The organism is Brevundimonas sp. (assembly GCF_036659295.1).
Classification (GTDB): domain Bacteria; phylum Pseudomonadota; class Alphaproteobacteria; order Caulobacterales; family Caulobacteraceae; genus Brevundimonas.
This window is the reverse complement of the sequence record NZ_JAVXCU010000075.1, coordinates 1-11,171: the sequence shown is the minus strand read 5'-3', so window position 1 is coordinate 11,171 and position 11,171 is coordinate 1. Positions and strand designations below refer to the sequence as shown.

Sequence of the window (11,171 nt, the reverse complement as noted above, 5' to 3'; positions counted from 1 at the left end):
CTATTCGGCTTCCAAGGCAGGCATGATCGGCTTCTCGAAGTCGCTGGCCCAAGAGGTCGGTTCACGTGGAATTACCGTCAATTGCATCGCACCGGGCTTTATTGCCTCGCCGATGACCGACGTTTTGAACGAACAGCAGCGCGAGGCGATTCTGGGCCGTATTCCGGCCGGTCGTCTGGGCTCGGGCGATGAAATTGCCGCCGCCGCCGTCTATCTTTCATCGAATGAAGCTGCTTACGTCACGGGCCAGACCCTGCACGTAAACGGCGGCATGGCGATGATCTAATCTTTGCGGTCGTGATTATTTTCATTATCACGACAGGCAACAAACTATTTCCTTGTCCTGTGGCTGTGCTAAAGGGCGGGAATGCTCGCGGTGATGTGAGGCCCTAGGGCTTGCGTCACCAAGACTGCCGTGACACGGCGTAAGACTAACCCCGCCATCACGGCGACCAACACAACAGGCAGAGAGACACTCATGTCCGACACCCTCGAACGCGTCCGCAAGATCGTCATCGAACAACTGGACGCCGACCCGGACAAGGTCACCGAAAAAGCATCCTTCATCGACGATCTGGGCGCTGACTCGCTCGACACCGTCGAGCTGGTCATGGCCTTCGAAGAAGAATTCGACGTCGAAATCCCGGACGATGCTGCTGAGCACATCCAAACCGTCGGCGACGCCGTGAAGTTCATCGACGAGAAGCTGGGCGCCTAATAGGCCCCTGCGATACGTCGCACTTCAAGCTAATGGCCGCCGTGACGGACCCCTAGCGGGACCGTCCGGCGGCCTTTAGTGTTTTTGGGCCTGATTCTGGATCGAGTGATTCCCTCGAAGTACAGTCGGGCACCGATGAGGTCGGGCGCTGTGTGGCGACCGACTGGCTTTGCCAAGCCGTTGCACAGTCAGAACTAAGGAGCGCGAACCATGCGCCGCGTTGTCATTACGGGCCTCGGCCTTGTTACCCCGCTGGGTACGGGTGTGGACCATGTCTGGAAGAAGCTTCTGGACGGTCAGTCCGGTATCCGTCCGATCACCAATTTCGACACCGAAGGCTATGGCTGCACCATTGCAGGCGAGGTTCCGGCTGTGGACGGTCGTGGTGGCGGCTCGCCCGACCAGCCCGGCATGTTCGATTTCGACAAGGTTCTGACGCCCAAGGAACGCAAGCGCGTGGACGATTTCATCGTCTTCGCCATGGCGGCTGCCGACGAAGCTCTGGCCGATGCCAACTGGAAGCCGGAAACGGCCGAAGATCAGGAAGCCACCGGCGTCATGGTCGGCTCCGGCATTGGCGGCCTTGGCCCCATCGCCGATACCGCCATTGTTCTGAAGGAACAGGGCCCGCGTCGCGTCAGTCCTTTCTTCATCCCGTCGGCCCTGATCAATCTGGCTTCGGGCCAGATCTCGATCCGCCACGGCCTGAAAGGCCCGAACCACTCGGTGGTGACCGCTTGCGCAACCGGCGCACACGCCATCGGCGATGCCGCCCGCATGATTGCGCTGGGCGATGCCGAGGTGATGGTGGCCGGTGGTGCCGAAAGCTCGGTCGTGCCGATCGGCATTGCGGGCTTCCTCGCCTGTAAAGCGCTGTGCACCGCCTATAACGACACGCCTGAAAAGGCATCGCGTCCCTATGACCGTGGCCATGCCGGCTTCATCATGGGCGAGGGCGCGGGCGTTATGGTTCTGGAAGAATACGAACACGCCAAGGCGCGCGGCGCGAAAATCTATGCCGAGGTTGTCGGCTATGGGATGAGCGGCGACGCCTACCACATCACGGCGCCGTCCGAAGATGGCGACGGCGGTCTGCGCGCTATGAAGATGGCACTGAAGCGGGCTGGTATGGAGCCTTCGGACCTTGATTACGTCAACGCCCACGGCACCTCGACCATGGCCGACTGGATCGAACTGAAGGCGATTGAGCGTCTGGTTGGCGACCACGCCAAGGACCTGACGGTGTCGTCCACCAAGTCGATGACGGGCCACCTTCTGGGCGCTGCCGGTGCGATCGAATGCGTGTTCTCGGTACTGGCTATCAAGGACCAGATGGTCCCGCCGACCATCAACCTCGATGATCCCGAACATGAGACCCTGATTGATCTGGTTCCGCACAAGGGCAAGGCCAAGAAGGTGGATGTTGCCATGTCCAACTCGTTCGGCTTTGGCGGCACCAATGCCGCTGTGATCTTCAAAAAGGTCGACTAACTTGGCCAAGGCTCCGACGCGCCCCGCGACCAAAAAGACGCCCTCTCGCGCCAAAGGTCCCAAGGGGCCGCGTTCGAGCCTTGGTATCGGCCTTATTACAGCCGGTGGTACGCTTGGCCTGTTCCTGATTGCCGGTCTGATTGCCCTGTGGGCCGTCTATTGGGGGCCTGGCCCCAAGGCTGAAGGCGGAGCCGAAGTGACGGTTGTCACCCTGCCCAGCGGGGCAGGGGTTCCGGTCATCGCGGCCAATCTGAAAAATGCAGGCGTGATCCGCTCGACCGATCTGTTCCGCGCGGCCATCAGCCTGCGTGGTGTGGATCGCAAGATCAGGGCGGGTGAATACGAAGTGCCGTCTGGTGCTTCGCTGTCCAAGGTCGTTTCGATCTTGGCCGAGGGCAAGAGCGTCCGCCACTATGTCACCCTGCCGGAAGGCTGGTCATCGGCACAGGCGGTGGACATCCTGATGCGCCAGCCGGTGCTGACGGGCGAGGTCACCGAGGTTCCCGACGAGGGGACGCTGTGGCCGGAAACCTATGAGGTCGCACGCGGCGAAAACCGTCAGGCCGTGGTCGCGCGTATGCAGCGTATGGCGGCGCAAAAGCTGGACGCACTTTGGGCGACCCGCAGCCGCAACACGATTGCCCGTACGCCACAAGAAGCCCTTATCCTTGCGTCGATTGTGGAAAAGGAAACCGGCACTGACGGCGAGCGCCAGGAAGTGGCGGCGGTGTTTACCAACCGTCTGCGTATGGGGATGCGCTTAGAGAGCGATCCGACCATTATCTACGGGATCACCAAGGGTAAGCCTCTGGGCCGCGGTATCCGCCTGTCGGAAATCCGCGCCGATACCCCATGGAACACCTATGTCATCAGCGGGCTTCCGCCCACGCCGATTGCCAATCCGGGTGAAGAGGCCATCAAGGCAGTCCTGAATCCGGCCCGCTCGGAATATCTGTTCTTTGTGGCCGATGGCACGGGCGGGCATGTGTTTGCCCGCACCTATCAGGAGCACCTGCTGAATGTGGCGCGCTGGCGTGATGTCGAGCGTCGCCGTGCGGCGCTGGAAAGCGGACTGCCCGTCGATGCGCTGACGAACGACGCGGTGGATACAGGACCACGCGTGCTGATGCCGGAACAGATTCCGGCGGGCGCGCAGGTGATCCGCGTACCTGAGGAGACGCGCTGATGTCGGTATTGTCGGGAATGACGGGCTTTGGGCGCGCCGATGGTGCGCTGAACGGCTGGAACTGGTCTGTAGAGGTCCGCTCGGTCAACGGGCGTAGCCTTGAGGTGCGCTATCGCGGACCAAATGGCTTTGAGGCACTTGAGCGTTCGGCCAAGACAGCGGCGCAAGCGCGTTTCCAGCGCGGCCAGTTGTCTCTTGGTGTTCAGGCCCGCCGTGATGGTGCTGGCGAAGGCACGATCAAGATCAATACCGATATCCTGTCGCGCTATCAGGAACTGGCCAAGGACCTGATGGCACAGGGCATGGCCCCGGCCAGCGCCGACGGCCTGCTGGCCCTGCGTGGTGTCATCGAGGCCAGCGAAGAGGCCGAGGATGCCGAGGCCCACGCTGCGGTCGAGGTGGCCATCATTGCCAGTATCGAACAGGCTCTGGATGCCCTGAAGTCTTCGCGCCAGCAGGAAGGCGCACAACTGCTTCCGGTCATTCATGGCTTTATCGGCCAGATCGAAGCCCTAGTGATCCGCGCCGAGACCGAGGCCGAAACACAGGTTCAGGCGATCCGCGACCGCTTTACCCGCCGCATCAGCGATCTGGCGGGCGAGGTCGCCGGCCTGGAAGAGCGTATCTTCCTCGAAGCGGCCGCTCTGGCCACCAAGGCCGATGTGCGCGAGGAACTGGACCGTTTGGCCGCACACATCGCGTCAGCCAAGGCGCTGGTGGCATCGCCGCCTGCCGGTCGCAAGCTGGACTTCCTGATGCAGGAGTTCATGCGCGAGGCCAATACCCTGTGCTCCAAATCGGCAACCACGCCGCTTACGGCCATCGGTCTGGAACTGAAAGCTGTGATCGAACAGCTACGCGAACAGGTCCAAAACGTCGAATAGGTCCATTTAGGACTAAAGCCTGTAGTCTTTCGGGGCTGCAAACCTTGCAGGCGAGGGCGAGCAGTTTTATGCACCCTCGCTTCCACGAGTCGTTGAAAGCCTGTTGATGTCGAACACGCGAAGCCCCCGCCGAGGCGTCCTTCTGATCGTTGCCAGCCCCTCGGGTGCCGGTAAGACCAGCCTGTGCCGCCGTTTGATGTCTGATCACAAAGGTCTGGAACTGTCGGTTTCGATGACCACGCGCGGTATCCGCCCGGGCGAAGTCGATGGCCGCGACTATAATTTTGTCTCGCGCGAGGAATTCCAGCGTCTGATCGACGCCGATGCCTTCCTCGAATGGGCAGACGTCCACGGTAACCACTACGGCACCCCGCGCGCACCTGTAGAGCGTGCGTTGGCCGAGGGCCGCGATGTCCTGTTCGATATTGACTGGCAGGGCGCGCGCGACGTGGCCGAGAAATGCGCCGGTGATGCTGTGCGTGTCTTCATCATGCCGCCGAGCCTTGCCGAGCTTCGCCGCCGTCTGATTACCCGTTCGCAGGACGCCGAGGATGTGATCGAGCGCCGCGTGGCCAATGCCAAGGGCGAGATCGAACACTGCGACGAGTTCGACTATGTGCTGGTGAACGAAGACTTTGACCGTTCCTATGCCGAGCTGGCCCACATCTATCACGCAGAACGCAGCGCACGTCGTCGCAATCTGTGGGTGCAGGACTACAAGAAGGCGCTTCTGAACGAAGTGGTCTGATCGCGTCTAGACGGGATTGATGACCTTGATGCGCTGGATGTTCTTTTGAACCCCCGGCTCGTCGAGGGTGGTGAAGTTCAGTGTCACCTTCAGGCCCGTTGGCCGGTATTCGTTTTGAGCGGTGCCGCGCAGCGGGCCTTCTATGCTGTTACGGATCAGGCGTGAGCCAAAGCCCTTGCGCGAGGGCTGTTTTGTAATCTCCGGCCCCCCCGTTTCGCGCCATTCCAGACTGACACGCCCATGACGGTCGGGCAGAGTCCAGCGTACATGGATGGTCCCCTTGTCGCGGCTGAGCGCGCCGTGCTTGGCCGCATTGGTGGTCAGTTCGTGGGCGATTAGACCCATGGACAGGGCGCGTTTGGGCTCCAGAAGCAAGGACGGCCCCTCGATAACCGCCTGTTGCGTGTAGGGGTGCAGTTCCTGCTCGAAAATGGCGGCGATGTCGGCGCTTTCCCAGCCGGTATTGGTCAGCAGCGTCTGGGTGTTGGACAGGGCCAGCAGGCGCGACTGGAAGGTGTCGATAAAGGTTTCCAGATCGGGGCTGCCACGAGCGGTCAGGGCCGCAATGGACTGGATGCTGGCAAAATTATTTTTCAGGCGGTGGTTCAACTCGTTGAGCAACAGCTTCTGGCGGGCATCGCTGACCTCCAGAGCCGTGCGGACCGTATGCGCCTGGGTGATGTCGATCATGATACCGGCCAGCTTGATATGATGCTGGCGGCGCAGTTGCAGCATGCGCCCGCGCACCGCGACCCAGCGTTCACCAACGCGCAGCTCGATTTCCTTGCTGAGGGTCTGCTGGGGGTTGCGTATGGCATTCTTGGCCATAGCGATGGCGGCTTCTACCAGAGCGGCAGAATGGTCGATTGTGGTGGTTTGACCGTCGGCGGTGTCGGTCTGCATCAAAAGCATGCGGGCGTGGGGTGACAGCCAGACCTGACGGCTGGGCAGGCGCACCTCCCAATAGCCGATGTCACCGGCATCCAGCACTGACAGCACCTTCATGTGCCGGTCCAGATAGGCCGTGATCCCCGAGGCAATCAGCAGGATGGTGGTCAGCAACGCCGTGGTGACGGCAAGGGTCAGCGATGTGGCATTGCCGCGCGGATGGGGTGCTATGCCCGTTTCTGTGACGGTGACACCGGCCATGGCCGTATAGTGCATGGCGGTAACCGCCACGGCGAGGCACAGAGAGGCGACGGCTTTCTGGCGGTTCGACAGGTCTTTATTGGCCAGCAACATGGCGCCGAACGAAGCCAGCATGGCCACGGACAGGGCGGCCACCACAAATACAGGCTGGTATTCCAGCACAGCGGTCGTGCGGATGGCCGCCATACCGACATAGTGCATCGAGGCGATGGCCAGCCCCATGGCGATCCCTGACACCACAAGCTGCCATATGGGGCGTTGCAGTCTGGCAGCCATCCAGAAGGCCAGGCCGGTTCCGCCGACAGCCAGAAGGAAGGAAAGGAGGGTCAGCGTGATGTCATAGCTTACCGCATGGCCGGGGTTGAAACCCAGCATGGCGATAAAATGCATCGACCAGATACCGCCCCCCATGGCCGTGGCGGTGGCTACCAGCCAAAGGGCGCGCTGGAGTTCCAGATTGGCACGGACGCGCCCGAGAAGCCCGAGCGCCGTCCATGAAGCCAGTATGGCAACGCCAAAGGACAGGGCGACAAAGACAATATCGTGACTATGTCCCAAACCCCACCTCCGGCATTCCGGTTTCGATCTTCGTGCAGATCAGACCTTAGCTATTGCCATACTATTGCTATCTAAGAGTTGAAAAAAGGCTTGATGCGTTCGATGGCGTCTTTGACCTGATCGGTAGAGACGGCGAAGCTGAAGCGGATGAAGCGGTGGCCGTCTACGGGGTCGAAGTCGACACCGGGGGCGGTGGCAACGCCGGTGGCACGCAACAGACGCTCGCAGAAGTCGATGCTATTGTCCGTCAGATGGCTGATATCTGCATAGATATAGAAGGCGCCATCGGGCGGTGCGATAGTGGCCAGACCCAGTGCGGGCAGGGCCTCCAGCATCAGTTGGCGGTTCTGGCGATAGACATCGACATAGGTTTCCAGCTCGTCCACGCAGTCCATGGCCACCAGGGCGGCGCGCTGGCTGAGGGTCGCAGGAGTCAGGAACATATTGCCCATGCGGGCGCGGGCCTGTTGCACCAGCGGCTCGGGCAGGATCACCCAACCCAAACGCCAACCCGGCATGCTCCAGTATTTCGAGAAGGAATTCACCACAGTCGCGTTGGGCGCATAATCGAGCATGCACGGCGCACGGCCGTTAAAGATCAGGCCGTGATAGATCTCGTCCGAGATGATGTGGATGTTCTTGCGGGCGCAAACCTCGGCAATGGCCTCAAGCTCGGCCTCGGGGATCAGCGAGCCGGTCGGATTGGCCGGAGAGGCCAGAATAACGCCTTGCGGAGCCGGTTCGATGGCATCCAGAGCCGCCGCCGTCATCTGATAGCTGACCTCGGGGCCGCAACCGATTTCGACGCACTCCATGTGCATCGCCTTCAGCGTATTGCGATAGGCCACATAGCCGGGGCGGGCCGTGGCCACGCGATCACCCGGATTGAACAGCACCGACAGGGCCAGAACCAGCGCCGGCGAGGCACCGGCGGTCAGAACCACACATTCCGGATCGACGGTTACGCCATAACGGTCGGCATAGAGTTTGGCGATGCGCACGCGCAGTTGCGGGTCTTCCCAATAGCCGCCGGATTCGGAATCCAGACGGGCATGGGCCTCGGCAATGGCAGCGCTAGGTGCGCCCGTAGACGGCTGGCCGAACTCCATGTGGATAACCGAACGGCCCTCGGCTTTCAGCTCGTGGGCAATACGGGAAATCTGGATGGCGCGGAAAGGATCAATCTGGACAGTCATTTACAAGAACAGTCTTTTATAAGGCATCAGCCAAGCGCAGGAAGCCGGCCACGTCGATGGTTTCGGCGCGGGCCTCGGGTGAAATTCCGGCGGCTTCGCACAGGGCGGCACCACCAAGTTGTTTGAGGGACGAACGCAGCATCTTGCGACGCTGGCCAAAGGCCGCGGCGGTGACGCGTTCGAGTTTTTTCAGGCGTTCGGGTGACGGGCGCACGGCCAGCGGCACCAGATGCACAACCGCAGACGCCACCTTGGGCGGCGGCGTGAAGGCTGCGGCGGGCAGGTGCATGACAATGCGGGCCTCGCATACGGCCTGTGAAATCACCGCCAGACGGCCATAGGCGTCGTCATCCGGCTGGGCGACCACGCGCTCGGCGACTTCCTTCTGGAACATCAGCGTCATGGCATGGGGCAGCCACGGTCCGGTCAGCCATTTGATCAGCAGTGGCGTGCCGACATTATAGGGCAGGTTCGACACCATATGGGTCGGACCGTCCGAAAGCTCGGCTTCCTTGACCTTGAGGGCGTCGGCTTCATGGATCGTCAGACGACCCGAGCCGTCGTCCAGCTCGGACAGCAGCGGAATAAAGCGCGGGTCTTTCTCGACCAGAACAACCTTGCCCGCATCGCTTTCGATCAGGGCGCGGGTCAGGCCACCGGGGCCGGGGCCGACCTCGATGACATTGCGGCCCTCGAACGGGCCAGCATAGCGCACGATCTTGCGGGTGATGTTCAGGTCCAGCAAGAAATGCTGGCCAAAGCTCTTCTTGGCCGAAAGACCATGGGCGTCGAGCGTTTCGCGGAGGGAGGGCAGGTTGTCGGTCACGGGAGGGTGTTAGCGCGTAGCGCGCTTTGCCGCCATCTCTGATGCCAGTTTTACTGCCGCAATAAAGCTGTCGGCGCGGGCAATGCCCTTTCCGGCGATGTCGAATCCTGTGCCGTGGTCCGGCGAGGTACGCACTATAGGCAGGCCCAGCGTGGCATTGACGCCACCCCAGAAGTCCAGCGTCTTGACCGGAATCAGGGCCTGATCGTGATAAAGGCAGATATGGGCATCGAAACGCGCCCGTGCTTCCTCGTGGAACAGGGTGTCGGCAGGCAGCGGGTCCGAGATGTCGATGCCTTCGCCACGCAGTTGCGCCGCCGCAGGACGCAAGATCTCGATTTCCTGAAGGCCGATAGAGCCGCCTTCGCCCGCATGCGGATTTAGCGCCGCCATGGCCAGACGTGGCTTGGCAATGCCGAAGTCACGCTTCATGGATTCATGCACGACACGGGCGACACGCAAAACGCGGTCGGCCGTGACCAGTTCTGGCAACTGGTCAATCGCCACATGGATGGTCACCAGACAAGCGCGAAGGTTCTGTGCGGTCAGCATCATCACCGGTCCGCGCGTGCCGGTGAACGGCATGTCGGCGGTCAGTTCGGCGATGAATTCGGTATGGCCAGGAAAACGGAAACCGGCCGAATACATTGGGGCCTTGGCGATGGGGGCGGTGACCAGTCCCGAGCCTTCGCCCGACAAGATCATATCGACGGCGCGTTCGATCCAGTCGGCAACAGCACCGGCATTGGCCGGATCAGGCTGTCCGGCCACAACAGGGGCGGGGGCAGGCAGGTCGATGACCGGAATGGCGCGGTTGAACACGCTAAAGGCATCATGGGGGCCATAGACGGCCTCGACCGGAAAACCCTGCTTGGCCAGCGTTGCGGCATCTCCCAGCACGACGAACGGCAGGGGCGCAGGGTTCAGGACAGACTGGCGTAGCTGGCGCAGAACATCCCAGCCGCGCGCGATCACTTCGGGGCCGACACCGGCAGGGTCGCCCATGCTCACAATGAGGGGGCCGTTTGAACGAACCCCCGTCATTGCGGCGTCCATCATTGCTTGATTTCGATCAGGGCATCTTCGCGCAGGTCACGCAGATAGCGGCGACCCAGCATGGCGAAGTTCTGACCTTGCAGGCGGTTTTCGATCTGTTGGCGCGACGGCACTTCGGGGCCACCGACGCGGCGGTCACAGACGGCCAGAAGGTGCAGGCCCAGAGGCGAGCGGACAGGATCGCTGATCGAGCCGACTTCTGCCGAGCGTGCAACCTGCTGGAACTGCGGCAGCAGGTCCGAAATATCGGCCTCGCCCAGATCCGAAGCCGTAAGGCCGTCCTGCTCGCGGCCCTGTTCGAGAATGTTCGAGCAGGTGAGACCCGAGCGGATGCTGTTCAAGCGCGCGGTTGCGGCGGCAATTTCAGCTTCTGTCGCCGTTTCGGGCAGTTCGATCATCACCTGTTTCAGCGAGACGTGGCTGGTGGCAGCACCGGCACGCTTGTCGCGCATATAGATGATGTAAACGCCGCCTTCGACAGCGATCGGGTTCGACAACTGGCCCACTTCGAGCACATCCAGAGCCGCCTGAAGGGCAGGCTGGACGGTGCCTTGAACAACCCAGCCGGCGTCACCGCCACGGGCTGCGGACGGAGCAGCCGAAAACTGGCGGGCCACGTTCTGGAACGGTGCGCCCTGTACCATTTGCTGGGTCAGCTGGCGGGCACCGTTAATGGCTTCCTGCATACCGCCGACGCGGGATGCTTCCAGATAGATTTCGCCGATCAGGTATTGCGGTTTGGTGGCCGATTCGGTCAGCTGGCGCATGGCCTGATCCACCTGGGTGGGGCTGACGCGGGCGCGGTCGCGGAAGCGGCCGACGGTCAGATCGCTCCAGCCCAGACGGGTGCGGATGCTTTCGCGGAAGGCCGGCAACTGGATGCCGCCCTGTTGCACAAAGCGCAGATAGTCTTCGAGAGACAGGCCGACTTCGCGGGCCATGGTGGCCAGTTCGCGGTCAACTTCCTGATCGCTGACCTTCAGCGTTTCGAACTTGGCGATTTCCTGCGCTTGCAGGCGCTCGTCAACCAGATCGTTCAGGGCCTGTTGTTGCAGGGCCGGCATGGATTCCGGCGTCGGCTGGACCTGCGACATCATGATGATCATCAAGATGCGCTGGCGCAGGTCAAAGCCGGTAATGATGCGGTCATTGACCGTAGCAATCACGCCGTCCGACAATTGGAAGCGCGCTTCCTCGGTCGCCCGCACAGGGGCGTCTTCGGCGGCAGGGTTCAGGGCGCCCGCTGCCTGTGGCGCCGAGGCTTGAGGCGCGATTTGCGCGAAAGCCGGTGCCAAGGTGGCGGACGACAGAACGGCGGCAATTGCCGTTCCCGTGGTGAAACGCTTGAAACCCATAGTG

At 61.8% G+C, this 11,171-nt stretch carries 11 protein-coding genes; 6 read left to right on the top strand and 5 right to left on the bottom strand.

Annotated elements, in window-relative coordinates:
* The 6 genes from RSB01_RS11550 to gmk form a co-directional block, all read left to right on the top strand.
* Window positions 1-286 (top strand): SDR family oxidoreductase (locus RSB01_RS11550; RefSeq protein WP_332625504.1); only part of this gene is annotated, 286 nt, incomplete at its 5' end.
* Window positions 287-478: 192 nt separating this feature from the next.
* Window positions 479-718: an acyl carrier protein gene (locus tag RSB01_RS11545; protein ID WP_167177928.1), complete on the top strand. Its 240-nt coding sequence runs from the start codon at window positions 479-481 to the stop codon at window positions 716-718.
* Between the two features lie 210 nt (window positions 719-928).
* On the top strand, window positions 929-2,209 hold the full coding sequence (fabF, locus tag RSB01_RS11540) for a beta-ketoacyl-ACP synthase II (RefSeq protein WP_332619796.1): 1,281 nt from the start codon (window positions 929-931) through the stop codon (window positions 2,207-2,209).
* A 1-nt stretch (window position 2,210) separates the two neighbouring features.
* A complete protein-coding gene (gene mltG / locus RSB01_RS11535; protein WP_332592131.1) occupies window positions 2,211-3,395 on the top strand; it encodes an endolytic transglycosylase MltG in 1,185 nt (394 codons plus the stop codon).
* Complete coding sequence (locus tag RSB01_RS11530; protein WP_332619795.1) at window positions 3,395-4,279, top strand: YicC/YloC family endoribonuclease; 885 nt, start codon at window positions 3,395-3,397, stop codon at window positions 4,277-4,279. The genes mltG and RSB01_RS11530 overlap by 1 nt, the downstream gene beginning before the upstream one ends.
* A gap of 106 nt (window positions 4,280-4,385) precedes the next feature.
* On the top strand, window positions 4,386-5,027 hold the full coding sequence (gene gmk, locus RSB01_RS11525) for a guanylate kinase (protein WP_332592004.1): 642 nt from the start codon (window positions 4,386-4,388) through the stop codon (window positions 5,025-5,027).
* A gap of 6 nt (window positions 5,028-5,033) precedes the next feature.
* On the opposite strand, the gene RSB01_RS11520 is transcribed toward gmk, so the two are convergent.
* The 5 genes from RSB01_RS11520 to RSB01_RS11500 form a co-directional block, all read right to left on the bottom strand.
* A complete protein-coding gene (locus RSB01_RS11520; protein ID WP_332619794.1) occupies window positions 5,034-6,734 on the bottom strand; it encodes an MHYT domain-containing protein in 1,701 nt (566 codons plus the stop codon).
* A gap of 71 nt (window positions 6,735-6,805) precedes the next feature.
* The gene (locus RSB01_RS11515; RefSeq protein ID WP_332619793.1) at window positions 6,806-7,930 is read right to left on the bottom strand and encodes an aminotransferase class I/II-fold pyridoxal phosphate-dependent enzyme; all 1,125 of its coding nucleotides are present in this window, start codon (window positions 7,928-7,930) and stop codon (window positions 6,806-6,808) included.
* A 16-nt stretch (window positions 7,931-7,946) separates the two neighbouring features.
* Complete coding sequence (gene rsmA / locus RSB01_RS11510; RefSeq protein WP_332590875.1) at window positions 7,947-8,756, bottom strand: 16S rRNA (adenine(1518)-N(6)/adenine(1519)-N(6))-dimethyltransferase RsmA; 810 nt, start codon at window positions 8,754-8,756, stop codon at window positions 7,947-7,949.
* Between the two features lie 9 nt (window positions 8,757-8,765).
* A complete protein-coding gene (pdxA, locus tag RSB01_RS11505) occupies window positions 8,766-9,800 on the bottom strand; it encodes a 4-hydroxythreonine-4-phosphate dehydrogenase PdxA (protein ID WP_332590876.1) in 1,035 nt (344 codons plus the stop codon).
* Between the two features lie 11 nt (window positions 9,801-9,811).
* On the bottom strand, window positions 9,812-11,171 hold a 1,360-nt coding region (locus RSB01_RS11500; protein ID WP_332625502.1), incomplete at its 5' end, for a peptidylprolyl isomerase.

Excerpts from the sequence above, each read along its gene's own strand:
- RSB01_RS11545 (WP_167177928.1), top strand. The coding sequence starts at position 479 with ATGTCCGACACCCTCGAACGCGTCCGCAAGATCGTCATCGAACAACTG.
- fabF (WP_332619796.1), top strand. The coding sequence starts at position 929 with ATGCGCCGCGTTGTCATTACGGGCCTCGGCCTTGTTACCCCGCTGGGT.
- RSB01_RS11515 (WP_332619793.1), bottom strand. The coding sequence starts at position 7,930 with ATGACTGTCCAGATTGATCCTTTCCGCGCCATCCAGATTTCCCGTATT.
- pdxA (WP_332590876.1), bottom strand. The coding sequence starts at position 9,800 with ATGACGGGGGTTCGTTCAAACGGCCCCCTCATTGTGAGCATGGGCGAC.
- RSB01_RS11530 (WP_332619795.1), top strand. The coding sequence starts at position 3,395 with ATGTCGGTATTGTCGGGAATGACGGGCTTTGGGCGCGCCGATGGTGCG.
- gmk (WP_332592004.1), top strand. The coding sequence starts at position 4,386 with ATGTCGAACACGCGAAGCCCCCGCCGAGGCGTCCTTCTGATCGTTGCC.